A 25877-nucleotide genomic window follows, 5' to 3' on the forward strand; every position below is an offset into this window, starting at 1 on the left:
TTATCGCTGCAAGCTTGCCGTTTCATTTACCGAACATCGTCCGGTTTACCCGTCAATCTCCGCGTTTGCCGCGGCGGTGGGTGCCTCGACGAAGCATGCGACGGCGCCGACGACTTCACCCGCTTCGTCGCGCAGGGGCAGGGCGTTCATGACGACCTGCAGCCGCTCGTCGTCCGCAAAGCGCACCGTCAGCGTCTCGTCGCGCACTTCCTCGCCGGTGGCGGCGGCGCGCTGCAGCGGCAACTGGTCGAGGGCCAGCAGCGTGCCGCCCGCGTACACGGCGAACGCGCGGTGGCCGGGCACGTCCGCCGTGGGATTCTCGCCGCGGCGCAGGCGCAGCAGGCGCTCGGCGGCGGGATTCGCCTTGATGCGCCGGCATTCGCGGTCGCTGGCGACGAACAGCGCGGCGGGCGCCGCCTTCATCAGGCCTTCCAGCTCGTTCGTGCGGCGCTGCTCGCGCCGCTCGCTGTCCTTCAGGGCGCCGGCGAGACGCTGCTGTTCGGTGATCTCCTCGACGACCACGGTCACGCCCAGCAGGGCGCCGTTGCGGTCGACGACCGGGTAGATGCTTTCGCGCCATACGCGACGCACGTGCGCCTGGGCCGGCGTCGCGCCTTCGAACACGAAGCCGAGGAGGGGCGTGCTGCGCGCCATGACCTGGCGGATGCGCACTTCGGCGGCGGGGGCGATGTCGGGAATGACGTCGTGGATCGATTTGCCGATGTGGTCCTCGGCCGACAGGCCGTTGATCTCGGCGAGCAGGCGGTTGATGCGCACGTAGCGCAGGTCGAGGTCCAGCACGGCCAGTCCGACCGGCACGTGGGCGAACGCGGCTTCCAGGGTCAGGATGGCGCGGTGCGTGTCCAGGCTGTCGCGCCGGGCGTCGCCCAGACGCTGCTGCTGCCATCCCAGCAGGATGGCGATGACTGCCGCGAGCGGCATCAACATCAACAGGAGTTCAGCACTGACAACGGGCACGGCGGTCTCCGCAATACATCGATGGGTGTTTCACAAAATATCATTTCTTTTGCGAAATTCCTAATAGATGTAAGCCGGCGGCGACGCTGAATGAGGGAAGTGGAAATGCAAACCTTTACATATGTGGCAACGCAACATCACCCGGAATCTATGTAACAGTAATTTTACGTATTTCAAAGATTTGTCCGATCAATAATAATCGGCTGCATCAAGAAGAAAGAGGAGACCCATGTCATTCCTGATCGTTCTCGCCGCGCTGGCGTTCCTGATGTTCGCCGCCTACCGCGGCTACAGCGTCATCCTGTTCGCCCCGATCGCCGCCCTGGGCGCGGTGCTGCTCACGGCGCCGGACGCCGTCGCACCCGTATTCACCGGCATCTTCATGGAAAAGATGGTCGGCTTCGTCAAGCTGTACTTCCCCGTGTTCATGCTGGGCGCCGTGTTCGGCAAGGTGATCGAGCTGTCCGGCTTTTCGGAATCCATCGTCAATGCCGCCATCCGCTACATCGGCCGCTCGCGCGCGAACGCGGTGATCGTGGCCGTGTGTGCGCTGCTGACCTATGGCGGCGTGTCGCTGTTCGTCGTCGTGTTCGCGGTGTACCCGTTCGCGGCGGAGCTCTACCGCCAGAGCAACATCCCGAAACGGCTGATGCCGGGCGCCATCGCGCTGGGCGCGTTCTCGTTCACGATGGATTCGCTGCCGGGCACGCCGCAAATCCAGAACATCATCCCGACGACGTTCTTCAAGACGACGTCGTGGGCCGCGCCCGTGCTGGGCACCGTCGGCTCGCTGTTCATCATCGTCGTGGGCCTGTCGTACCTGGAGTGGCGCCGCCGCGCGGCGCTGGCGCGCGGCGAGGGCTACGGCACGTCCCTCGTCAACGAGCCGGAACGCACGCAGGCGACGTCGCTGCCGCATCCGGCGCTGGCGATCCTGCCGCTGATCGTGGTGGGCGTGGCCAACTTCATCCTCACGCGCATGATCCCGCAATGGTATGGCGATTCGTTCACGGTGCCGGCCGAGATCCTGCCGGGCGTGCACACGCCGGTGACGGCGACCATCAGGACCGTCGTCGCGATCTGGGCGGTGGAAGCGGCGTTGCTGCTGGGGATCGTCGTCGTGATCCTGACCGCGTTCCGGCGCGTGAGCGCGCGTTTCGCGGACGGCTCGAAGGCCGCGGTCGGCGGTGCGCTGCTGGCCGCGATGAACACGGCGTCGGAGTATGGGTTCGGCGGCGTGATCGCGGCGCTGCCGGGCTTCATCGTCGTCAGCGATGCCTTGAAAAGCATTCCGAATCCGCTCGTGAATGCGGCCGTGTCGGTCAGCTCCCTCGCGGGCATCACGGGGTCGGCGTCGGGCGGCATGAGCATCGCGCTGGCCGCGATGTCGGACCTGTTCATCAAGGGCGCGCAGGCCGCGCAGATCCCGCTGGAAGTGCTGCACCGCGTGGTGTCGATGGCGAGCGGCGGCATGGATACGTTGCCGCACAACGGTGCCGTCATCACCTTGCTCGCGGTGACGGGGCTGACGCACAAGGAATCGTATCGCGAGATTTTTGCGGTGACCGTCATCAAGACGCTGGCGGTGTTCTTCGTGATCGCGTTTTATTACGTCACGGGACTCGTGTAGCCGGTTGCTTGGTGGGCACGGGGTGCCCACCCTTGTATTATCCTTCTGAGCAATTTGCTTACCTGAGGGGCACCTCAGGTTCTGAGCAGCTGGATGCCGAGCCCACCCTTTGGCACGAGCCAGTTTCGTAGATTTCGCACCAGCTGCTCTCCCTCGTTCGAAGATCGGACAGTATCTTTGGCCCGGCTAGCCGTGAGCCCGTATTTCGCAAGGTGGATCAGAAGAGGATATCGATGCAAGAGTGGTACCTGGGAATTGACGTTGCCAAGAAAAAGCTCGACTGCGCGCTGCGCCAACCGGACGGCAAGCACAAGCACAAGGTTTTCGACAATACGCCCAACGGATTTAAAGAGTTACAACAATGGATTTGCAGCTTTGACGTGCCCCAGCTTCACGTCTGCATGGAGGCTACCGGGGTGTACTGGGAAGCCGTCGCCGAGTATCTGGCGAACCATCGGTACGTGGTCAGTATCGTCAATCCGGTGCAGATCAAAGCGTTTGGTGCGTCGCGTCTTGTCAGGACCAAGACTGACAAGGTCGACGCGAAGTTGATCGCTGATTTCTGCAAGGAGAGTCGGCCGGAACCGTGGAAGGCCCCGTCTTTGCAAGAACAAGAGTTACGGGCCATGGTGCTGCGCCTGGACGCTCTTCAGGAGATCCGGACTCAGGAAAGTAATCGTCTCGAAGTGGCGCGTGAAGCCGTCAAGGACGGCATTACATCCCATATCGTCTGGCTTGACGAGGAAATCGCGCATCTCAGCAAGAAAATTCGCGATCACATCGACAGCGATCCCGATTTGAAGGACCGGAAAGCGCTGCTGGACAGCATTCCTGGCGTCGGTGAACGTACGATCGCATTGCTGCTGGCTTTTTCGCTCGCTCCAGGCCGGTTCGCGAACGCCCGACAGGTGACTGCCTATGCCGGGCTCGATCCGCGGCATCATGAGTCAGGCAGCAGCGTTCAAGGAAAGACACGCATCTCCAGGGTCGGTCACAATCTGATCCGGAAAGGCTTGTACATGCCGGCTATGGTCACGTTGTATCGAACGAACTGGGGAAAGCGCTTCCTCGCTCGTCTGTCCAGCGCTGGAAAAAAGCCCATGGTCATTATCGTCGCCATGATGAGAAAGCTGCTTCATGTCGCCTTCGGCGTGCTGAAGTCCGGACAAAAGTTCAATCCAGACCTGCACGCCGCTTGACCGGGATAACAGTATCTACGATTGTCACGATGCCGTACGGTGGGCACCCCGTGCCACCGTACGTATGCAACGCTCAGCCGCGCTTGCGCTTGTACGCCGCCGCCATCCCCAGCAACGCCGTCATCGTGAGCAATGCGCTCGACGGCTCCGGCACCTCGGCCACCGCCGCGGTGGCGGCGGTGATCGTGAACGTGTCGCCCGCGCGCAGGCCGCGCGTATCCAGCAGCCAGTCGCTGGCACCCGGCGCACCCAGCGCATTCCCGAACTGGAACTCGGCCCACTCCGGCGCGCTGAACACGACGTTCGCCATGTGCGCGCCGTACGTCGTCGAGCCGACCGTGCCGAACGCCGGCGTCACGCTGCCGGCCGTGAAGAACGCGATGCCGTTCAACGAGAAGCTGAATTCATCGAGTGCGGTGCCGGCCAGGTTGCGCACGAGCGCGTTGAAGGCGAGGGGCGCTGCCAGGTCGCCGGCTTCCAGCACGAAGCTGAACGTCGTCGGCGTGAACGTGGCGAGGTCGAGGTCGAACGAGGCCAGGCCAGCGCCGCTGTAATCCGTCACGGTATTCGATCCCGTGGTGCCGGCCAGGATCGCGGCCTGGGACAGTTGCGGCAGTGCCAGCGCGGCCGCCAGGGCGAATGCGCCCATCAGTTTGTTGTTCATGTCGGTTCCTTTCGATGGCGGATCAGAGCGGGCCCTTGGCCCACGGACCGGAGATCGCGAACGTGATGCCCGGCGTCTGGATGTTGACGAACAGGTAGCGGCCCGTCGGGTCGAAGCAGGCGCCCGCGAACTCGTTGCCGCGGTGGTCGCCCGCCAGCGTATCCAGCTTGCCGGCCGCGTTCAGTTGCGGCGTCGTCAGCTGCACGTTGTTCTTGGCGAAGATGTAGGCGTCGCCGCCCTGCGTGATGCCCATCAGGCGCTGGCCGTAACCGAAGGCGTCGGTCGTGGCCGTGGACGCGTCCTCGCAGATCAGGATGGCGTTGCGCGGGCTGACTGTGAGGTTGTCGCCCATATTGCCCACCGTCGTGTTCGGGCTCGAATAGATGCAGCGGAAGACCTGCGTGGCGAGGTCCAGTTCCCAGATCGCGCCGCGCGCCACGCTGCCGCCCGACGTGTCCATCACGTACATCTTGCCCTGCGCGTACCAGATGCCTTCGCCGCGGTTCATGCGCAGCGCGCCCTGCAGCCAGCCCTGCACGAACGGGCCGGCCGCGTTGTTGATCGTCGTGCCGGACGGCCCCGTCGCGTTGCCGCGGTTCTGGTCGGGATTCGCGATCGGGACCCATTCCAGCACATAGGCGTCGCCCTTCAGCGCACCCGCCACGTTGGCGTTCGGCGTCCCTCGCACCCGCGCCATCTGCAGCACGCCGCCGCGCGCCAGCGCGCCGTAGCCGCCATTCCTGTCGTCCGGAATGTAGCGGTAGAAGCCCGACTTGCCCGACGAATCCTCCGTCATGTAGACGATGCTCGTGGCCGGATCGACGGCCGCCGCTTCGTGCGCGAAGCGTCCCATGCCGACGATCGGCTGGCCCGTCGTCTGCGTCGTGTCCGGCGACACTTCGAACACATAACCATGCTTCTTGCCCGAGGCGGAGACTCCATCCGAGCCGATTTCCTCGCACGACAGCCACGTGCCCCACGGCGTGATGCCGCCCGCGCAATTGCCGTCCGTGCCGCCCAGGCTCGGGGTCACGCTGACCCACGCGCCGTCGCGGAACAGCAGATTCGTCGTGCCGCCGCCCAGCACCGTGGTCGCGCCGGCGCTGCTCGCGCCCGTGTCGTACGCGCCGAACGCGTTGATGAATTTGTTCGGGCTGACGGCGTGCGCCTCGTGGTTGCGGATCAGGACGAGCTCCGTGCTGCGGCCCACCTTGCGCGCCAGGACGACGCCCATGCCGTCGTGCGCGGCGGGGCAGGGCTTACCGTCGGTCATGGTGTCGCCGGTCCAGCCGAAGCTCTTGTACGTGAAGCCGGCCGGCAGCTGCAGCAGCGGCAGGCCGGTGGTCAGGTCGTTGACGGGGGCGATGGGGCCGTATGGGCTGTCGACCAGGGCGCTGACGCCGCCCGCGGCCAGCGCTTCGCGCGCCTGCAGGGCGGCGAAGGCGCCGACGAAAGGTAACGTGCCCATGCTCTTGAGCAGATTGCGTCGCGACGGCGAGATGTCGTTGTGAGTCATGCTGAGCTTTCTCCATAGGGATGGATTGCACCGGCACTTGGCGGCCGGTTTGCGTGCCGGGATGGCACGTGCTCATGCATTAAAGCAAACGAAAACTACCGTTCGATGACAGCAAAAAGACAACGGCAGGGTGGGCATTTGAGGCCGGGGGCCTCAAATGAAACGTGCCCACGCGTGACGCGTGCGGCTTGCTGGCGTTGCGCGTGGGCGGAGGCCGCCCACCCTACGGTGAGTACACAGGAATCAGCATGGCGTGACGACCCGTACGACCGTCTCGCCATAGTCGCGGAAGCCCATGCGCAGGTAAAAATCGTGGGCGGCCTGGTTGGCGCTCATCACGTGCAGGAACGGGATCTCGGCGCGCGCGAGCTGGCGCATGATGAGCTTCTGCATCAGGCGTTTCGCATGGCCGCGGCCCTGGTGGTCGGGGTGCGTGCAGACGCCGCTGATTTCGCGATAGCGGCCCGCCGTCGTGCGTTCGCCGGCCATCGCGACGAGGCGCCCGTCCTCGAACAGGCCGAAGTATTCGCCCATCTCGATCGTACGCAGGCCGAACGGGCCGGGACGCGTCAGCCGGGCCAGCGCCAGTGCCTCTTCCGCGTGGGCGGGGCCCAGCGGCAGGGCGTCCGGTGCGGGATCGCCGGCCGGGCCCGGGCGGCCATCCCACGCGAGGCGGAACATCTTCGCATCGACCTCGATGCGCCAGCCGTCCGGCGCGGGACCGGACCAGGCGTCGCAATAGAACTGCTCGCCGGGCGTGCAGAACGGGCGCAGCGCGGCGAAATCGGGCCGCTCGGGATCGGGAAAGCCGACGATGGGCGACAACCCGGGCGCATAGCGGCGCGCCCGGTCGGTGCCGGTGGAAAGATGGCGGTGCGGGCCGTCGAGGCAGTTCCAGAAGATGTTGTCGAGCGGGTGGGCCATGCTGTCATTATGCAGGCAGCTGCAGGATCCAGTCCAGCAGCGGCCGGGCCGCGTCTTCCCAGTGCGGATCGAGCATCAGCGCGTGCGCCAGCTGCGGCACGAGGTGCGGTTTCACGCCGTAGTAGGTCGCGGTGCCGCGCACGGCGTCGGGACGGATGAAGCGGTCGTCCTGGCCGCCCAGCACGAACACGGGCGGCGCCTGCCAGGGCATCGGCGCGAACGGCCGCCAGCCCTGCAGTTCGATGCCCACGTGGCGCGACTCGCCCTGCACGCGGCGCGCGAAGCGGGCATATTCGGCGTCGGGCAGGTCGTCGGAAAAGAGGTGGCGGCGCATGACGTCCGGGTCGAGCGTCCGCGGTTCGGCGAAGGAGAGGCGCGCCAGCTGCTGGAACAGGTCGGGCGAGGACAGCATCATCTGCCACGCGGAATACGCGAGGCCCCACGGCGGCACGGACGCGAGCAGCGCGACGCCGGCCGCGTGCCCGCCGCTGCGGATCCAGTCCTGCACGACGGCGCCGCCGAGCGAGTGGCCGACGACGACGAGCGGCCCGTCGCCCAGCCGCGCGATGGTCGTGCGCAGGTCCTCGGTGTAGTCGGCCAGGCGCCAGTCGTTCAGCCGTTCGCGCCCGCCGCTGCCGCCATGGCCGCGCAGGCTGAGCGTATGCACTTCGAAGCCGGCGTCGGCGAACCAGGGCAGGACGTGTTCCTCCCACACCCAGGCGCCCACGCAGATGCCGTGCACCAGCAGCAGGCGCGGACTGTCCGGACGGGGCGTCGCCGGGCGGCGCGTGATCAGTTCGAGTTCCATGCGGTCGTCGTGAGTCGCTCTCGACTGTATGGTAGCGCAAACGGGGCGGGGCGTCAGTCCGGCAGGCCGAGCGCCTTCGCGACGTCCGCCCACGCCACCAGCTTGAAGTTCTGGGGCCCGTCCGGCAGCCGCTTGTGGCCATCCTGCACGACGAGCAGGCCTTGGCCATATGGCCCGCCCAGCCGCGCGGACGTCACGTCCAGGCCATCCGTCTCGGACGTCCCGTCGATGCCCCGCGCCGCATCGATGCCGATCCGGAACGCGCCGCGCACCGCGAACGGCGCCGTGGCATCCAGCACGACATAGCTGTCGCTGCCCTGGCTCGACACGACGACCCAGCTGCCCGTCTTGCCGTGATAAATGCCCATGCCTTCGACGTCCGCATGCAGCGGGTCGCCCACCGGCAGCACGAGGCGCGGCGACATCGGCTTCGCCGCATCGGCGTCCGCCACCCACAGACCGCGCTTTTCCTCGCCCATGAACAGCAAGCCGGTGCGCTCGTCCGCCACGCAACCCTCCGGCTGGCTCGCGAGCCGCCAGCTGCGCGCCAGCGTCGCGCCGAAGCGGCCGTCCGTGCGCGTGATGCGGTATTGCTGGAAGCGTCCGTCCTTGTCGTTGACGATCGCATCCAGCCCGCCTTGCGGCGTGCGATAGAGGCAGGCGCCGTAGACGTCGGACAGCGTCGTCGGCAGGCGCGCGGCTTCCGTGACGGTGCCGTTGCCGTCGATGGCGAACAGCACGATCGCGTTCTCGTCGCGCTGCGTGGCCATCGCGAGATCGACGCGGACGCCGGCGCCGAACGCGAGGTCCTGGCGCACATCGACGTTGTTCAGGCGGCCCGCTTCCAGCAACTGCGTCTGGCGGCCCGCCAGGTCGTACACGAGCAGGCCCTGTTTCTTGTTCGTGCCGAGGATGCGGGCGCCGTCCGGGTCCGACGGGTGGATCCAGATCGCGGGATCGTCAGCGGCATCGCCTGCGCGCGCGACGGGGTCCGTCTGCGCGCGCGGCAGCACGATCGGCAGCGCCGCCGGCTTCGATGCCGTCGCTTTCCACGCCAGGCCGGCATCCTTCCAGCCGGCGCCCGTGCGCGCGAGCAGGCGCGCGCCGGACGCCAGCGTGTGTGCATGCAAAGGCAGCGCAGCCTGTTCGCGCCACGTGTCGCCCGCGCGCCGCCATGCGTGCAGCGTGCCCCGGCCATCCAGCGCGGCCACGCCGCCTGGCAATACGACGATGGCGCCGGCACCCCTGGCCAGCTTGCCGAACGGCGCCGCCAGCGCGACCGGCGCGCGGGCGCCGGCGCTCTCCGGAGCGGCGTCGTAGGCCCACAGCCCGAAGCTGGTCTCGGCCACGTACAGCGTCGCCTCCGCATCGTCCACGCGGCAATGCTTCACGTGCGGCGGCAGCGCCATGTGGCGCACGAGGCGGGCCGGCTCGCCCAGCAGCCATTGCTGCGCCTGGCCATCCTTCGCGATCAGGAACGCGTGGTCGAGGTGCTGCGCGTCGCGGTACAGGCAGGCCGCTTCGATGCCGAAGCCGGTCTCCGGCAACGGGGGCAGGGCGTGCAGGCCGCCCCCGTCGATGCGGACGGGGACCGCGCGTTCGGCGTTCGCATCGACGACGAGCGCCAGGCCGCCGCGCACGTCGAACTGGCGGCCGCGCACGGCGACGCTGGCGCGCTCGCTACCGGCGCCGTCGACGAGGCGCAGCGCATGCTTGTCCAGCGCGAGCCAGCCGCCGCCGGGCAGCGCGGCCAGTTCGTTCGCACCGTGCAGCGCGGGCGGGACGACTTGCGCGTGGGCCGTCGTGGCGAGCAGCGCGGCGTACAGGAGGATCGTTTTCATCAGAACAGGCTCGCTTTCAGGCCGATCTTGTACGTGCGCCCGTAGCGTTCGTACTGGACGTTGTGGCCCTTCACGCCCTGGTACACGTAATAGGTTTCGTTGTTCAGGTTCGCGGCGTCGAACGACAGCTGCCAGCGCTTGCCCAGTTGCCAGGCGAGCGAGAAGTCGACCTGCTTCTGCGTGTCGACGATGTGGTCCTGCATCGGGTCGTTCACGTCCCCGCCCAGCTCCAGCAGATACGGCGACTTGTAGTTGACGGCGATGCGCGTGGACAGCGGACCCGCTTCGTACCCCAGCATCAGGTTGGCCATGCGCTTCGCCTGGCCCGGCATGCGGATGCCGCGACCGCCGATGTCGGCGCTGGACGACGTGAGCGTCGCGTTGGCGCCGACGAGCAGGCCGTTGAACGGCGCGGGCAGCATGCGCAGCGGCTGCTGCCACGCCAGTTCGAGGCCGCGCACGTCGGCATCGTCGCCGTTCGCGTACGACGTGGCCGTCGTATAGCCCACCCACCGGCCCGTGCCCGCGAGGTTGGCGGCATACGTGAAATTGCGGATGTCCTTGTAGAACGCATAGGCCGACACGACGCCGCCGCTGCCCAGGATGCGCTCGATGCCGGCGTCGAGATTGTGTGCCCTCAGCGGCGCGAGGTCCGGGTTGCCGATCGTCGCCTCGGTCGCGCTGGCCAGGTTGATACCGGGCGCGAGCTGGCTGAAGTTGGCGCGCACGACGGCGTTCGTCCACGCGGCACGCACGCTCGTGGCGCGGTCGATGTCGTAGCGCACCTGCACGCCGGGCAGCCAGTTGGTGTAGTTGCGATCCGCGTGGCGCGGCGTGATCGTGGTGCCGGCCACCTCGTTTCCGTCGGCCGCGAAGCGCGTCCGTTCGGCGCGCACGCCGGCCAGGATCGTCCACGGGCCGCGCATGAGGCTCGTTTGCACGTAGCCGGCATCGATGTCTTCGCGCATGCCGTAGTCGTTCAGTGCCGATTCGGCGCCCAGGCGCGCTGCGGCGCGATCGAGCCCCGCCACGCGGGCGCGGATCAGCGCCGGATCGAGCGCGGCGCCGATCGTGCCCGGCGCATAGTCCAAGGAGGCGCCGTTCGTGAACGCGGACATCGATGTCGAACCCGGACCCCAGTAGTTGCCGCTCGTGGTTTTGCCGCTGTTGTAGGCCCACTGGTTCGTGTCGTTGTCCTTGTCGCGCCGGATCGCCTTGGCGCCGAATTTCACGTTGCCGCGCCAGTCGCCCGCGTCGACGTCGCGCGCGAGGTCCACGCGCAGCTGGTGCGTGCGGTCGGACGAGTAGCGCTGCTGCAGCGTGATGGCGTTCAGCGCGTAGCTGGCCGGATCGAACACGGCGCCTGGTGCGATCAGGTGCGGCTGCACGCCGTCCGTGAAGCCGATGCCGGCAAAGCTGGACGTGCCGCGGAAACGGCCGTCGTTCAGCGACTCCGGCGTGTCCTCGCTGGCGCGCGTGCCGGCCGCTTCCGCGTGGATCTTCCACGCGTCGATGCGGTGGTCGGCGGCGAGGCTGACCGAGCGGATCTCCTGCGTGTACTTGCGCTGGCGGATGCGGCGTTCGACGCGGGCCGTATCCGTCGTTCCCTCGGCCAGCGCGCCGCCCTTGGCGTTGCTGACCGTGAGGCGGTCGCGCACCTCGTCGTCCGAAAAGCGCGACAGGAAGCTGCGCAGCGCGACGCCGGTGTCGGCATCGGGACGCCAGTCGACGTTCAGCGCGCCCGCGCGGCGCGTGCGTGCCGGCAGGTAGTCGCGCAATTCGAAGCCGGACAAACGGTTGCCGGTCCACGCGCCGCCCGTCTCCACGTTGTCCGAGCCGAACCTGCGCCGTTCTCCGGACAGGCCGGCCGCGATGCCCAGCGTCCCGCCCGCGAAGCGCTGCGCCCACAGGGCGTTGGCGGATGGGCTGGTGCGGTGCGTGAGGTCGTCGTGGCTGGCGGCCGTGCCCACGCTGAGCAGGCGGCCCGGCAGGTCGAACGCGGACAGGGTCTTGACGTCGATGCTGCCGCCCAGCGCGTTCGCGTCCTGGTCGGGCGTCAGGGTCTTGGCGACGGCCAGTTCGCGGATCAGGCCCGCCGGCAGCACGTCCAGCGCGACGGCGCGACGCGACGCTTCCGGCGACGGCACGGTCGCGCCGTTGATGGTGACGCTGTTGTAGTCGGCATCGAGGCCGCGCACGACGACGTAGCGGCCTTCGCCCTGGTCGCGCTGCACCGCGACGCCCGGCAGGCGGGCCAGCGCCTCGGCGGCGTTCTTGTCCGGCAGGCCGCCGATGTCGTCGCTGCTGACGACGGAGACGATGTTGTCGGCCTTTTCCTGCGCCGCGATGGCATGCGCGAGGCTGGCGCGCTGGCCGGTGACGACGACGGTGTCGGCCGCGTGGACGCCGCCGGCGGCCAGCAGGCCCGCGCCGAGCGCTGTCAAAGTCTTGGGAAGATCGAGAGGTCGCATTGTTGTTCTGTCAGGACGTGGTTGGAATGCGGCGCATTCTCGGCACCGAATATGACGGGTCGGTGACGTCCAACACCACGCAAGGCGCGTACGACACGGTAATGAGCCGAATTGACCCGGCAGGCCCGCGGGCACACATCCCCCGGCGTGCTGTAGACCTGCGCATCATGAGCCGTTCAGACCCGTGCACCTGTCATCAACCTGTCATGCGCCCGCGCTACCTTCGGCCGTCATTCTCGCTACCGCGCCGCCATGCCCGCCTTCGTCCGTCCGCTCCTCGTCTTCGCCTGCGCAATGGCCGCATTCGCCGCGCTGTATGCGTCCGCCGGGACTGCCAAACCGTTCGCGAGCTGGCACTGGATGGACATCGTCGACGAGGGCGGCACCGCGCTGATGGCGCTCGTGTGGTGCCTGATCGTGCTGGCGAGCCGGCCGGCCGGGCGCGTGACGCGGCTGCTGGCCGGCGGCCTTGCGTGCATCACGCTCGGTTCGTGGGCCGATTGCCTGGACGAGTTCTGGCGCATCGACAAGGACGCGCTGTGGGACAACGCACTGGAAGGACTCGTGCCGTTCGGGATGCTCGTGCTGACGGCGGGGCTGTACTACTGGCGCCGCGAACAGGCGCTGCTGACGGACCACCTGCGCAAGCGCGAGCGCCTGTTCCGCAGCCACCGGCCGTTCGACCGCGTCACGCAACTGGCCGACGCCAACTACCTGCGCGAACAGCTGCGCCGCACGACAGGGACCGTCGTCCTGCTCGACATCGACGGCTTCCACCGCATCAACCGCGAGCACGGCAGGGCGGAAGGCGACCGCGTGCTGCAGGCCGTCGCGCACATGCTGCTGCTGAACCTGCGCAACGACGACCTGCTGTGCCGCTACGCGGGCGACCGCTTCGCCGTGCTGATGCCGGGCCTCGCCGTGGACGCGGCCGCGGACGCCGCGCGTCACCTGTGCGCGATGGTCGGGGCCATGCATCACCACGCGGGCGAGCGCCGCGTCGCACTGAGCCTGCGCCACGACTGCGCGCCGGCGGACGGCGCGCCCGACATCCTGCTGGCGGACCTGTGCCGCCGGATGGACGCGGCGTGATCGCCTGGTGCGCGGCGGCCGACCCGGCTATCCCGGGCTATCTGCAGCCGGCGCTCGTGCTCGAATACGGCCGCGCGGCCGACGCGGACGACGCTGTCCTGCTGCGCGACACGGGCCTGGCCGATGCGCTCGATCCGGCGGCGCTGGTGTCGGCGAGCCAGCTCCTGCGCCTGCTCGCGAACACGTTGCGCGCGCTGGAGAGTCCGGACACGTCGTTCATGCTGGGCCAGCAGCTGCTGCCCGGCCACGACGGCGCGGCCAGCCACGCGCTCGTGCAGGCGCCCACGTTGCGCGCGCTCCTCGAGACGCTGTGCCGCTGGCATGCGCGCCTCACGCCCCTGCTGCGTCCGCGCCTGGAGACGTGGGGCGACGTCGCGCTGCTGTACTGGGTGGACAGCCACGGCGCGCCGGGGCTGCGTCCGGCGCTGGTCGAGATGCACATGACGGCCGTCGTCGCGCTGTGCCGCTGGCTCGGCGGGGAGCGGCTGCCGTGGCGCTTCTGCTTCAACCGCGCGGCCCCGCGCCACGTCGAGCAGCACCACGTCCACCTGGGGAGCGCGCTGCGCTTCGACTGCCAGCTGGACGCCATGTTGATCGACGCGGCATGGCTCAACCGCCCCTGGCCGCGCGGGAACGGCATCGCGGCCGGCCTCGCGCAGGCGGCGGCCGCGGCGGAGCCCGAACGGCCGCCAGGCCTGTTGGCGGCGCTGTACGACTACCTGCTGGAACGGGTGCGCGCCGCGCCCACGCTGGAGCGCACGGCCCACGATTTCGGCGCCAGTCCGGCCACGCTGAAGCGCCAGCTGCTGCGCCATCACACGCATTTCCAGGCCGAGCTGGACCAGGTGCGCACGCACGTCGCGCTATGGCTGTTCCAGGCCCGCCGCCTCGACAATGAAGCGGCCGCGGCCTACCTGGGCTTCCACGATGCCGCCAATTTCCGCCGCTCGTTCAAGCGCTGGACGGGCATCACGCCGGGACCGCTGCGGCTGGCGCTGGACGCGGCCCTGTGAGCATGATTGTTGGGCGAGGTTGAACAGACTTCGCCATTTCTCCACATTTATCGCATCGGCGCGAATGGCGACAATGCGTGCATCGGCGACATCCGTCGCCATTCACGACAAGGAAAAATCATGCCATTCGCAAACTTCAAGTTCCCCGAAGGCGTCGTCGACGCGGCCCGCAAGGAAGAGATCATCCACCGCACGACGGCGATGTTCGTCGAGTATTTCGGCGAGCAGGCCCGGCCTTATTCGATGGTGCTGGTGGAAGAGGTCGCCGACGGCGGCTGGGGCAGGGCGGACGAGACGCTGACCCTGGCCAGGATGGGCCTCGCCAAGCCGTAGAGACGCAAGGTTACAACGGTCGGCCAACCAAATGATAGATATGTGGCGAGTGTATTGATATACTGAAATAATTCTTTGTGGAAAAGAATGTAACCGGCTTATCTACCGAGCTCGCGCCATGTATCGACATCAAAATGGAATTCACGCCCCGACCGCCGGACGGACCCGGGGCTTCACGCTGATCGAACTGATCGTCGTCATCGTCATCCTGGGCGTCCTGTCCGCGGTCGCGTTGCCGAAATTCGCCGACCTCGGGGGGGACAGCCGCAAGGCGTCGATCCAGGCGTTGACCGGTTCCGTCAACACGGGCATCAAGCTGGTCAAGTCGCTGACCGCGATCCGCGGCGCCGGCACGCCGCTCGCCATCGCGAACCTGACGAACGTCGACATGGACGGCACCAAGATCCGTGTCTGGAGCGGCTACCCCGACCGGTGGTGCGACGGCATCGGCTCGGTGGTGCAAGGCCTGACGGTGCCGGCCAACGGCTGCTACCTGTCCGCGGCGGCAGTCGAGGCCGACGGCTACACGTTCTATGGCTACGGCAACAACAAGATCCCGAACGGCGATGCCGGATGGCGTATCGAAAGCGCGCCGAATCCCACGCAATGTTCCGTGCAGTACTCGTATGCCGGCACCGGCGTTCCGACCGTCAAGGCCAATACCGACGGGTGTTGAGCCGCGGGAAACGCGGCACAGCTTGATTGCGCCTGCAATGCATTAGCGCGCCACGGCGGCGTGCTTTTCGATAGCATGGGGTGTCGATACGAGCGATACAGTGCCGATGGAGATCCCACCCGCAGCCGCCGCGTCCTGCGTGGACGACGTGCTCATCACGAAGGAACTGGAGCGGCGTCCGCGCCGGGCGCCCGACTACGCGGCGGAAAACCGCGCGATGGCTGCGCTCGCCCGCCAATTGGCCGCCGATCCGCACGGCGTCCCCCGGACACTCGCCGAACTGGTGCTCGAATTGTGCGACGCCGGTTCGGCCGGCATCAGCCTCCTCGAGGAACAGGACGGGCGCCGCTACTTCCGCTGGCACGCGGCGGCCGGGCTGTTCGCGGACCATCCTGGCGGCACGATCGCTTTCGACGTCAGTCCATGCGGCGTCGTAGTCGACCGCAATCAAACCATGCTCATGCGGTACGGCGAGCGCTGCTTCGCGGCGATGGCCGGCTTCGACCCGCCGATGATCGAAAGCCTGCTCGTGCCGTTGACGGCCCAGGGCCGCGCGGTGGGCACGGTATGGGTGATCAGCCATCGCCCCGATCGCGAATTCGATGCCGAGGATGCGCGCGTGCTGCGCAACCTGGCCGACTTCGCGGCGGCCGCCTGCCAGGCCGTCGTCGCGCTCGATGAAACGGCCGAGGGCCGGCGCGAACTGGAGCAGGCGGCCGAGGAACGCGCGCGCGTGCTGGCGGAGCACAACCGCATGCTCGAACACGAGATCGCGCAGCGCCGCCAGGCCGACGACGCGCTGCGCGCCAGCGAGCAGCGCTACCGCGACCTGATCGGCGCGATCCCGGCCGGCGTCGTCGCCTGCGATGCGGCGGGGACGGTCGTGTTCCACAACGCCTGCGCCGACGCGTTGTGCGGCGGCCCGCCCGGCGAGGCGCCCGCGTGCTGGGGCCCCGAAGCATGCGCGAACAACGGCCACCGGCTGGAAAACTTCACGGCGCCGTTGCGCGAGGTGCTGGCCGGGGGACAGCCCATCGTCGACCGCGAGCTGACGATCGAGCGGCCGGACGGCAGCCGCATCGACGTCCTGCTCACCATCACGCCGCTGCGCGACCATGCGGGCGTCGTCACGGGCGCCGTCAACATCGTCCAGGACATCACGGCGCGCAAGCGCATCGAGGACGAGCTGCGGGTGTCGGAACAGCGCTTCCGGACGCTGGCGAATACCGTGCCCGTGCTGATCTGGCAGAACGACGAAGCAGGCCGCAACGTGTTCGTCAACCAGTACTACCTCGATTTCACGGGCAAGGCATTCGAGGACGTGATGGGCATGGGCTGGCACGAACTGGTGCATCCGGACGACGCGCCCGCGTACATCGCCGACTACATGGATGCGGTGCGCACGCGCCGGCCCTGGCGCAACGTCGACCGCGTGCGCCGCCGCGACGGCCAATGGCGCTGGTTCGACAGTTACGGGCAACCGCTGTTCGCGCCGGACGGCAGCTACGCGGGCCACGTCGGCGCTTCGCTCGACATCACGGACGCCGTGCTGGCCGAGCAGGCGCTGAAGGAAACGGACCGCCGCAAGGACGAATTCCTCGCCGTGCTGGCGCACGAGCTGCGCAACCCGCTCGCGCCGATCAGCAACGCGGTGCATTTGCTGCGCCATCCGGACGGCCGCCGCCGCGCCGACCGCCTCGTCGAGATGCTGGGCCGCCAGGTGCGCCAGATGATCAAGCTCGTCGACGACCTGCTCGAGATCTCGCGCATCACGCGCGACAAGATCGAGCTGCACCGCCAGCCGCTGCTGCTGGCCGACGTCGTGCACGGCGCCGTCGAGACGAGCCGGCCGCTGATCGACCAGCACCACCACCAGCTGGACGTGCGCCTGCCCGACGAAGCGCTGACGCTGAACGCGGACAGCGTGCGCCTCACGCAGGTGCTCGCGAACCTCCTGAACAACGCGGCCAAGTACACGGACCAGGGCGGCCGGATCACGCTGGAGGCGCGGCGCGACGGCCTGGAAGTCGAGATCGCGGTGCGCGACAACGGCATCGGCATCCCGGCCGGCCACCTGCCCGCGGTGTTCGACATGTTCACGCAGGCGCATCGCGCGGCCGGGCGCGGGCAGGGCGGACTCGGGATCGGTCTCGCCATGGTGCGCAGCCTCGTGCAGATGCATGGCGGGACCGTGGAGGCGAAGAGTGCCGGGACGGGGCTGGGCAGCGAATTCGTCGTGCGCCTGCCGCTGGCCGAACCGCCCGACGCCGCGCACGACGGCGCCGCCGCGGGGGCGGGCACGGCGCCGCTGGCGGGGCAGCGCATCCTCGTCGTGGACGACAACCAGGACGCCGCCGACACGCTCGCGATGCTGCTGGACGCGGACGGTGCCCAGGCGCGCGCCGTGTACGACGGCCCGTCCGCGCTGACCGCGTTGCCGATCCTGCGCCCGCACACGGTGCTGCTCGACCTGGGCATGCCCGACATGGACGGCCTCGACGTGGCGCGCCGCATCCGCGCCGATCCCGCCTGGTCCGGCGTGCGCATCGTCGCGCTGACGGGGTGGGGGCAGGAGAGCGACCGCGAACGCACGCGCGGGGCCGGATTCGATTTTCACCTCACCAAGCCGGTCGACCTGGACGTGCTGCACGCGTGGCTCGGCACGACCCGTTGACCATGGCGGGCACGGGCTGCCCGCCCTACGGCGACCAATCGTAGGGTGGGCGGCCCTCCGCCCACGCGTTCAGATTGCGCCGGCACGGAACGCCTTGCGGTACGCCGCCGGCGACGTCTGCAGCGCGGTGCGGAAGTGCTGGCGCAGCGACAGCGCGGAGCCGAAGCCCGCCTCCTGCGCCACGACCTCGACGGCCGCATCGGATGTCTCCAGCATCCAGCGCGCGTGCGCCAGCCGCTGGGCCAGCAGCCATTGCTTGAACGACGTGCCCGTCGCCTGGCGGAAGTGGCGCGTGAAGTTACGCCGGCTCATGGCGGCGCGCTGGGCCAGGTCGTCGATGCCGTGCTCCTCGGCGAGGTGCCGGGTGACCCAGTCCAGCACGGCGGACAGGCGGCCGTCGCTGGGCGACGCGGGCAGCGGCCGTTCGATGAACTGGGCCTGGCCCCCTTGCCGGTGCGGCGCCACGACGAGCATGCGCGCCACGTGGTTGGCCGCATCCGCGCCGCACAGCCGGCGCATCAAGTGAAGGCAGCAGTCGATGCCGGCCGCCACGCCGGCCGACGTCAGCACGTCGCCATCGTCCACGTACAGCACGTCCGGATCGACTTTTACGTGCGGGTGGCGGCGCGCCAGCTCGGCGGCGAGGGCCCAGTGCGTGGCGACCGTACGGCCGTCCAGCAGGCCCGCCTCGGCCACCGGGAACGCGCCGAGGCACAGCGCGACGATGCAGGCGCCGCGCGCATGCGCCGCGCGCAGCGCGTCCAGCAGCGCGGGCGGCGCGGGGCGGCAGTCGTCGTACCAGGCGGGCATGACGACGATGTCGGCATCCCGCAGCGCTTCCAGGCCGTGGCCCGGCACGATGCCGAAGCCGGCGCTCGTGGCCAGCGGCGAGGCCGATCCGGCGCCGCACACCGTCAGCGCGAAACGCGATCTCGCATCCGCGCCGGGACGGCCGCCGAACACCAGGCAGGGCACGGACAGATGGAAGGGCGTCATGCCGTCGAAGGCGATGACGCCCACGCGCCAGGTGGAGGGATCATGTCGGGTCATGGCCCGATTATATCGAAGATTGTCCTCCGGGCCACTGTCGGGCAAGCGTCCGCACCGCGAGAATGGCGTCACACAACCAGGGAGAAACACCATGCAAGTGACCCAGATCCGCAACGCCACGCTGCTCATCGAGTACGCCGGCAAGACCTTCCTCGTCGACCCGCTGCTGGCCGGCAAAGGCGCCTACCCCGGCTTTGCCGGCACGGCCAACAGCCATCGAGACTATCCGCTCGTCGACCTGCCCGTGCCGCTGGCGACCCTGTTCGACGTGGACGCCGTGCTCGTCACGCACCTGCACGCGGACCACTGGGACGAGGCCGCGCGGCGCATGCTGCCGCGCGCATTGACCGTGTTCGCGCAGAACGACGCCGATGCGCAGGCCATCCGCGCCGACGGCTTCACCGACGTGCGCACGCTGTCGGCGCAAGGCGACACGCTGGTCGACGGCATCCGCATCGCCCAGACCCGCGGCCAGCACGGCAGCGACGCCGTCATGGCCGCCATCGGCGCGCGCATGGGCGAAGTGAGCGGCCTCGTGCTGCGCCATCCGGACGAGCCCACGCTGTACATCGCCGGCGACACGGTGTGGAACGTGCACGTGGCGGCGGCGCTGGAGACGTACGATCCGGACGTCGTCGTGCTGAACTGCGGCGACGCGCAGGTGCCGGGCCTGGGGCCCATCATCATGGACCTGGACGACGTGGCCAGCGTAGTGAAGGCGGCGCCGCGGGCGGCCATCGTCGCGAGCCACCTGGAAGCCGTGAATCACTGCATGCTGTCGCGGGCCGAGCTGCGGGCGTGGGTGGACACGCAGGATCTGGTGGGGCGGGTTCTCGTGCCCGACGATGGCGAGGCATGCGTATTTACCCAAGCCGGCGCAGGTTCGATGTAGTATCGGGAGGCGGCGCCGTGCCGCCTTCCTGCGAGATAGCCGATGCCCATCGATGCCACCGAATTCGACGAGTACCTGCAGTTCGCCAACGAGCTGGCCGACGCGGCCGCCGGCGCGATCCTGCCGCATTTCCGCGCCGGCAGCGGCGCCGAGAACAAGAGCGCGCACGGCTTCGATCCGGTGACGGCAGCCGACCGCGGCGCCGAGCGCGTGATGCGCGCGCTGATCCGCGCGCGCTATCCGCATCACGGCATCCTCGGCGAAGAGGAAGGGGCGCAGGCCGGCGATGGCCTCACCTGGGTGCTCGATCCCATCGACGGCACGAAAGCGTTCCTCCTCGGCCTGCCGCTGTGGGGCACGCTGATCGCGCTGAACGACGGCACGCGTCCGGTGCTGGGCCTGATGAACCAGCCCTTCACGCGCGAGCGCTTCGTCGGCACGGCGCAGTGCGCGTGGAACGGCGGCCACGTGCTGCACACGCGCCCGTGCGCGCAACTGGCGGACGCGCACGTGATGTGCACGTCGCCCGACATTTTCGATCCCGCCCAGCGCATCGCGTTCGACGCCGTCGCAAGCCGCGCGCGGCTGCTGCGCTATGGCGGCGACTGCTACGCCTATTGCATGCTGGCGTCCGGTCTCGTCGACGCCGTCATCGAAGCGGGCCTGCAGCCGTGGGACGTGCAGGCGCTGGTGCCTATCATCGAAGGGGCGGGCGGCGTCATCACCGCATGGGATGGCGGCGACGTGCAGCACGGCGGCACGGTGCTGGCGTGCGGCGATCGCCGGCTGCACGCCCAATTGGTGAGTGAATTGGCGGATGCGTCCGCGTGGGCACGGGGTGCCCACCCTACGGCAAGGTAGATACTGTTATCCCGGTCAAGCGGCGTGCAGGTCTGGATTGAACTTTTGTCCGGACTTCAGCACGCCGAAGGCGACATGAAGCAGCTTTCTCATCATGGCGACGATAATGACCATGGGCTTTTTTCCAGCGCTGGACAGACGAGCGAGGAAGCGCTTTCCCCAGTTCGTTCGATACAACGTGACCATAGCCGGCATGTACAAGCCTTTCCGGATCAGATTGTGACCGACCCTGGAGATGCGTGTCTTTCCTTGAACGCTGCTGCCTGACTCATGATGCCGCGGATCGAGCCCGGCATAGGCAGTCACCTGTCGGGCGTTCGCGAACCGGCCTGGAGCGAGCGAAAAAGCCAGCAGCAATGCGATCGTACGTTCACCGACGCCAGGAATGCTGTCCAGCAGCGCTTTCCGGTCCTTCAAATCGGGATCGCTGTCGATGTGATCGCGAATTTTCTTGCTGAGATGCGCGATTTCCTCGTCAAGCCAGACGATATGGGATGTAATGCCGTCCTTGACGGCTTCACGCGCCACTTCGAGACGATTACTTTCCTGAGTCCGGATCTCCTGAAGAGCGTCCAGGCGCAGCACCATGGCCCGTAACTCTTGTTCTTGCAAAGACGGGGCCTTCCACGGTTCCGGCCGACTCTCCTTGCAGAAATCAGCGATCAACTTCGCGTCGACCTTGTCAGTCTTGGTCCTGACAAGACGCGACGCACCAAACGCTTTGATCTGCACCGGATTGACGATACTGACCACGTACCGATGGTTCGCCAGATACTCGGCGACGGCTTCCCAGTACACCCCGGTAGCCTCCATGCAGACGTGAAGCTGGGGCACGTCAAAGCTGCAAATCCATTGTTGTAACTCTTTAAATCCGTTGGGCGTATTGTCGAAAACCTTGTGCTTGTGCTTGCCGTCCGGTTGGCGCAGCGCGCAGTCGAGCTTTTTCTTGGCAACGTCAATTCCCAGGTACCACTCTTGCATCGATATCCTCTTCTGATCCACCTTGCGAAATACGGGCTCACGGCTAGCCGGGCCAAAGATACTGTCCGATCTTCGAACGAGGGAGAGCAGCTGGTGCGAAATCTACGAAACTGGCTCGTGCCAAAGGGTGGGCTCGGCATCCAGCTGCTCAGAACCTGAGGTGCCCCTCAGGTAAGCAAATTGCTCAGAAGGATAATACAAGGGTGGGCGGCCCTCCGCCCACGCGAACGTTCGCAATGTGTTGACGTCAGTCCGCGTGGGCACGGGGTGCCCACCCTACGGCAAGGTAGCGTACGTTCGCAAAGCAAGGTAGGGTGGGCGGCCCTCCGCCCACGCGTACGTTCGCAATGTGTTGACGTCAGGCGTTTCCCAGCCACGCGGCAAGCGCCGGCAAATCGACCGGCTTGGTCATGTGATGATCGAACCCGGCCGCGCGCGTGCGTTCACGGTCGGCCTGCTGGCCCCAGCCCGTGAGGGCGACGACGCGCACGTGCGCATGGCCTTCCGCGCGGATGGCGCGCGCGACGTCGAAACCGTCCATCTCCGGCATGCCCAGGTCGAGCAGCACGACGGTGGGCGCGAACGCCGGCAGCGCCGCCAGCGCGGCCGGGCCGCCGTACACGGCCCGCGTCCGCGCCCCGTGCGTGTCCAGCAGCTGGGCCAGCGTGTCGGCCGCGTCGGCGTTGTCGTCGACGACGAGCACGCGGTGGCCGGCCAGCGCCGCACACGTCGTCCCCGCTTCGCCGTCCGGCGCCGTGTCGTGCAGCAGGGGCAGCCGCACGACGAATTCGCTGCCGCAGCCCGGGCCCGCGCTGTGGGCTTCCACGGTCCCGTCGTGCATCTCGACGAGCTTGCGCACGATGGCGAGGCCGATGCCCAGGCCGTCGCCGCCGCCCCGGTCGCCCAGGTGCGGCTGCGCGAACATGTCGAACACGTGCGGCAGCTGCGCGGCCGGGATGCCGCGGCCGTTGTCGCGCACCCGCAGCGCGACGGCGCTGCCTTCGCGCCGGGCGAGCAATTCGATGCGGCCGCCCGCGCCGGTGTACTTGGCGGCGTTGTTGATCAGATTCGTGAGCACCTGCGTGAGGCGCACCGCGTCGCCGTGCACGACGAGGGACGCGTCCGGCTCCGTCACGTCGAGGACGTGGCCGGCGCGTTCGGCCTGCGGCCGGCTCGCTTCGACGGCGTCGCGCACGATGTCGGCCAGCGCCAGCGCGCGCCGGTCCAGTTCGATCTTGCCGCGCGAGATGCGCGCGATCTCCATCAGGTCGTCGACGAGCTTGACGATCTGCCGTACCTGGCGCTCGACGATGCCCGTGAGACGATCGGCGGCATCGCGGCTGTCGGCGCGGCGCATCAGCTGGATCGCGTTGCTGATCGGTGCGAGCGGATTGCGCAACTCGTGCGCCAGCGTGGCGAGGAACTCGTCCTTGCGCCGGTCCGCGTCCTTCAGCGCCTGCTCGGCGCGCACGCGCTCGATCGCGGCCCACGTGCGTTCGGCCGCTTCGCGCACGAGGTTCACTTCGGCCGCGTTCCAGTGCCGCGGCGCCGCGTGGTGCACGCAGAACACGCCGGCGATGCGCCCGCCGGAATACAGCCCGACGCCGACGTGGGAAGCAATGCCGACGCTGATCCAGCCGGCGCGCGTGGCGCTGTCCGTATGCGGGTCGCGCGCGGTGTCCTCGACGACGAAGGGCTCGCCCCGCTCGAACGCGGCGAGCGCCCGCGCACCCAGCGCGGGCATCGGATACGTGCCGGCCAGCGACGCGACACCGTCCACGTGGTCGCGCCGGATGTGGACGCGGCCTTCCTCGAGTTCGCCGATCAGCACGCGGCTTGCCTCCAGGTGCGCGGCCACCATGCGCGTGGCCGTCGCCTCGATCGCGTCGGCATCGTCCAGCGAGCGCATCGCGTCGGACAGGCGCAGCAGGAAGGCCGCCCGTTCCTCGCTCTCGCGCAGGCGCGCTTCCAGCATGCGCCGGCCGGTCGTGTCGCGCGATACGCCCACGACCTGCTCGACCGATCCGTCCTCGGCCAGCACGGGCCCCCAGCGGAACTGGAAATAGGCGCTCGTGCCGGCCGGGCTCGTGAAATACACCTCGTCCTGGATGGTGACGCCGGTGCGGAAGATGGTGTCGAGGTGGCCGTCCAGGCGCGCGGCCAGGTCGGACGGGAAGTCCAGGTCGGCGAAGCTGCGGCCCACGAGCGCGCCGGCTTCCATGCCGTACAGTTCTTCCATCGCGCGGTTGACGTAGACGAAGCGGTGCGCGCGGTCGAACGCGTAGACGAAGTCGGGCAGCGCATCCATCGTCGTCGCGACGAAGCGCGACTGGCGCATCAGTTCCGCGTGCGCGGCCTCGCGCTCGGCCTGCGCCTGCGCGCGTTCGACGGCGGCCCAGGTGCGCTCGGCCGTCTCCTGCATGACGGCCAGGTCGGCGGCGTTCCACGCGCGCGCGCTGCCGTGGTGCGCGAACAGGATGGCGACGAGGCGGCCTTCCTTCACCAGCGGCACGTCGGCCACGGAGAGGGCGCCGAGCAAGGCATGCGCCTCGCGTGCGGCCGCGTCGAGCTCGGGATCGGACAGGATATCCGGCCGCACGACCGGCCGGCCCTTGCGCAGCGCGGCCAGCAGGCCGGGACCGAAGTCGGCGTAGCGCATCTTGCTGCCGAACGCGGACGCGCGCGTGCCGTCCGCATGGGTGACGATCACGTGCTCGCCGTCGCCGCAATCGGCCGCATAGCCGATCCGGTCGACGCCGAGGTGGGCGCGCAGCACGCGCGCGGCTTCTTCCTGGATGCGGCGCGGGTCGGCCAACGGGCGCAGGGCATCGTTCAGGCGCAGCAGGAAGGCGTGGCGCCGCTCGTCGTCACGCCTTGCCGCATGGCTGCGGTGGCGTTCGATGGCGCCGGCCGCCGTGCGCACGAGCAGGTCGAGCAGGCCCGTGCCGTCCGCCGCGGGCGGCCGCACGAGCGCGAGGCGCAAGGTGCCCAGCGCGGTGCCGTCGTGGGCCGTCAGGGGCAGGGCATACGGCGCATCCGTCGCGGCGGCGCGCGCTATGGGGACGACGTCGTTGCGGTAGCCGGCGGCGGCGCCGTGCGTGCGCTGGGCCACGATGGCGCGCCCCGCATCCGCGCCGGCGGCCAGTTCGATGCGGCCGTAGGCGGCCCCCGCCAATGCGCAGGCGCGGTTCAGCACCGGGGCCAATGCCGCGGGCAGGTCGCCCTGGCCGGGCGGCGCCACGTGGAGTTCGAGCAGCGGCCGCAGGATGGCGGGACTGGCCAGCAGCGCGGCTTCGGCGGTGCCCCCGGCACGCGTTTCGACATGGTGGCGCAGCGTCGCGAGACCGCGCTCGACATGGCTTGCCGCCTGCGCCTCGTCCAGCGCCTTCACGACCTGGTGCGCCGCGGCGGCAAAGGACGACAGTTCCGCCAGCAGGCGCGCATCCTCGGCATCGAACTGCCGCTCGGGATCGTGGGAGAGGATCCAGACCGTGCCGATCGGCTGGTCGTCGATCGCCCAGGGGACGAGCAGGCATTCGAGCAGCGGCGGGCCGTCGCAGCGCAGCGAGGCGAAGCGGCGCCCCGGCCCGTCGAACAGCAAGGTCGTATTGCGTTCGATGACGGCGCCGCACGGGCTGTCCCCGCGCGGCACTGCGCTGCCCACCGCGTTCGCATACACGCCGGCCATCGCGTGCCAGCGGAACACGTCGCCCTTCGCGCCATGTTCGAGAATGCTGACGCCGGCGGTGCCGGCGCGGCACAGCTGCAGCGCGAGTTCGGCAAGGCGCTGCAGGACGCCGCGCGGATGGGTCACGAGCTCCTGGCCGAGCAGCGTGAGGGCGCGGCTCTGCGCGCGGTGATCGGGTGCACGCGCCGGGCGGCGTGCCAGTTCGTGCGTGATCAAGACTTCGTCGAGGGTCACCTCGACATTGCCCGTGTCGTTATGCGTCATGTCTTCTCGTCCGTTGTCATTCCGGGCAGACTCTCCGCGGGTGAACCGCGAACGGGAAGAATAGGGTCAGATTGTTTCGCTGGGCAAGCGAAAGATGAGTTTTCGAGAGATTTCGTTTGCCCCGTGTTGCCGATGCGACGATTCAAATTCCGGATGGAAAATCTTTACTTTCCGACAGGCACTTCGCGACGACGATGCCGCCGCCCGGTTCGCTCCCACACCGTGCGATCATCTGGCAATGCGGTGTGTCATTTGTGCAGCAGTCCGCATGGATTTTGCATAAAAGGTGAATTCTCATCAATTATTTCGAAGTAGAATGTTT

Annotated in this window: 19 protein-coding genes; 9 read left to right on the forward strand and 10 right to left on the reverse strand. The window is 68.4% G+C overall.

From position 1 onward, the window contains the following. Positions 1–45: 45 nt before the first annotated feature. Entirely contained in the window at positions 46–978 is a 933-nt protein-coding gene (locus ACEN98_RS22370) for a PAS domain-containing protein (protein ID WP_413387137.1), read from the reverse strand. 229 nt (positions 979–1207) lie between these two features. On the opposite strand from ACEN98_RS22370, the gene ACEN98_RS22375 reads away from it, so the two are divergent. Both ACEN98_RS22375 and ACEN98_RS22380 read left to right on the forward strand, forming a co-directional pair. After that, positions 1208–2608 carry a GntP family permease gene (locus ACEN98_RS22375; protein WP_413387138.1) on the forward strand — a complete coding sequence of 467 codons (1401 nt, stop codon included), beginning with the start codon at positions 1208–1210 and terminating at the stop codon, positions 2606–2608. 233 nt (positions 2609–2841) lie between these two features. Further along, positions 2842–3807 (forward strand): IS110 family transposase, encoded by a 966-nt coding sequence (locus ACEN98_RS22380; RefSeq protein ID WP_413381644.1) that lies wholly within the window; start codon positions 2842–2844, stop codon positions 3805–3807. A 73-nt stretch (positions 3808–3880) separates the two neighbouring features. On the opposite strand, the gene ACEN98_RS22385 is transcribed toward ACEN98_RS22380, so the two are convergent. From ACEN98_RS22385 to ACEN98_RS22410, 6 genes are all read right to left on the reverse strand, one after another. Next, on the reverse strand, positions 3881–4471 hold the full coding sequence (locus tag ACEN98_RS22385) for a PEP-CTERM sorting domain-containing protein (protein ID WP_413387139.1): 591 nt from the start codon (positions 4469–4471) through the stop codon (positions 3881–3883). Positions 4472–4493: 22 nt separating this feature from the next. Next, positions 4494–5987 carry a PhoX family protein gene (locus ACEN98_RS22390; RefSeq protein ID WP_413387140.1) on the reverse strand — a complete coding sequence of 498 codons (1494 nt, stop codon included), beginning with the start codon at positions 5985–5987 and terminating at the stop codon, positions 4494–4496. 243 nt (positions 5988–6230) lie between these two features. Further along, positions 6231–6911, reverse strand: coding sequence for a GNAT family N-acetyltransferase (locus tag ACEN98_RS22395; protein ID WP_413387141.1), 681 nt, complete (start codon positions 6909–6911; stop codon positions 6231–6233). Between the two features lie 7 nt (positions 6912–6918). Then, a complete protein-coding gene (locus tag ACEN98_RS22400; protein ID WP_413387142.1) occupies positions 6919–7719 on the reverse strand; it encodes an alpha/beta hydrolase in 801 nt (266 codons plus the stop codon). Between the two features lie 53 nt (positions 7720–7772). Continuing rightward, positions 7773–9560: a phytase gene (locus tag ACEN98_RS22405; protein WP_413387143.1), complete on the reverse strand. Its 1788-nt coding sequence runs from the start codon at positions 9558–9560 to the stop codon at positions 7773–7775. Further along, the gene (locus ACEN98_RS22410) at positions 9560–12031 is read right to left on the reverse strand and encodes a TonB-dependent receptor (RefSeq protein ID WP_413387144.1); all 2472 of its coding nucleotides are present in this window, start codon (positions 12029–12031) and stop codon (positions 9560–9562) included. The genes ACEN98_RS22405 and ACEN98_RS22410 overlap by 1 nt, the downstream gene beginning before the upstream one ends. Before the next feature lie 252 nt (positions 12032–12283). Between ACEN98_RS22410 and ACEN98_RS22415 the strand changes: the two genes are divergently transcribed. The 5 genes from ACEN98_RS22415 to ACEN98_RS22435 all read left to right on the forward strand — a co-directional run bounded on the left by ACEN98_RS22415 (position 12284) and on the right by ACEN98_RS22435 (position 17819). Further along, the gene (locus ACEN98_RS22415; protein ID WP_413387145.1) at positions 12284–13123 is read left to right on the forward strand and encodes a GGDEF domain-containing protein; all 840 of its coding nucleotides are present in this window, start codon (positions 12284–12286) and stop codon (positions 13121–13123) included. Beyond that, the gene (locus ACEN98_RS22420; protein WP_413387146.1) at positions 13099–14136 is read left to right on the forward strand and encodes an AraC family transcriptional regulator ligand-binding domain-containing protein; all 1038 of its coding nucleotides are present in this window, start codon (positions 13099–13101) and stop codon (positions 14134–14136) included. Before ACEN98_RS22415 ends, ACEN98_RS22420 begins: the two co-directional genes overlap by 25 nt. A 120-nt stretch (positions 14137–14256) precedes the next feature. Then, positions 14257–14469, forward strand: a complete 213-nt coding sequence (locus ACEN98_RS22425) for a tautomerase family protein (protein ID WP_413345450.1) — start codon at positions 14257–14259, stop codon at positions 14467–14469. A gap of 118 nt (positions 14470–14587) precedes the next feature. Next, positions 14588–15145, forward strand: coding sequence for a Tfp pilus assembly protein FimT/FimU (locus ACEN98_RS22430; RefSeq protein ID WP_413387147.1), 558 nt, complete (start codon positions 14588–14590; stop codon positions 15143–15145). Positions 15146–15251: 106 nt separating this feature from the next. Then, complete coding sequence (locus ACEN98_RS22435; RefSeq protein WP_413387148.1) at positions 15252–17819, forward strand: PAS domain S-box protein; 2568 nt, start codon at positions 15252–15254, stop codon at positions 17817–17819. A 69-nt stretch (positions 17820–17888) separates the two neighbouring features. On the opposite strand, the gene ACEN98_RS22440 is transcribed toward ACEN98_RS22435, so the two are convergent. Beyond that, on the reverse strand, positions 17889–18869 hold the full coding sequence (locus ACEN98_RS22440; protein ID WP_413387149.1) for a GlxA family transcriptional regulator: 981 nt from the start codon (positions 18867–18869) through the stop codon (positions 17889–17891). Positions 18870–18960: 91 nt separating this feature from the next. Between ACEN98_RS22440 and ACEN98_RS22445 the strand changes: the two genes are divergently transcribed. Together ACEN98_RS22445 and hisN are read left to right on the forward strand one after the other, a co-directional pair. Beyond that, positions 18961–19761 carry an MBL fold metallo-hydrolase gene (locus ACEN98_RS22445; RefSeq protein WP_413387150.1) on the forward strand — a complete coding sequence of 267 codons (801 nt, stop codon included), beginning with the start codon at positions 18961–18963 and terminating at the stop codon, positions 19759–19761. A 42-nt stretch (positions 19762–19803) separates the two neighbouring features. Continuing rightward, entirely contained in the window at positions 19804–20622 is an 819-nt protein-coding gene (hisN, locus tag ACEN98_RS22450; protein ID WP_413387151.1) for a histidinol-phosphatase, read from the forward strand. 15 nt (positions 20623–20637) lie between these two features. Here the strand turns inward: hisN and ACEN98_RS22455 are convergent, their stop codons facing one another. After that, the gene (locus tag ACEN98_RS22455; protein WP_413381644.1) at positions 20638–21603 is read right to left on the reverse strand and encodes an IS110 family transposase; all 966 of its coding nucleotides are present in this window, start codon (positions 21601–21603) and stop codon (positions 20638–20640) included. 358 nt (positions 21604–21961) lie between these two features. Next, complete coding sequence (locus ACEN98_RS22460; protein WP_413387152.1) at positions 21962–25555, reverse strand: GAF domain-containing protein; 3594 nt, start codon at positions 25553–25555, stop codon at positions 21962–21964. Positions 25556–25877: the final 322 nt, after the last annotated feature.

It is taken from the genome of Massilia sp. CT11-137, from assembly GCF_047302885.1.
Classification (GTDB): Bacteria; Pseudomonadota; Gammaproteobacteria; order Burkholderiales; family Burkholderiaceae_D; genus Telluria; species Telluria orientalis.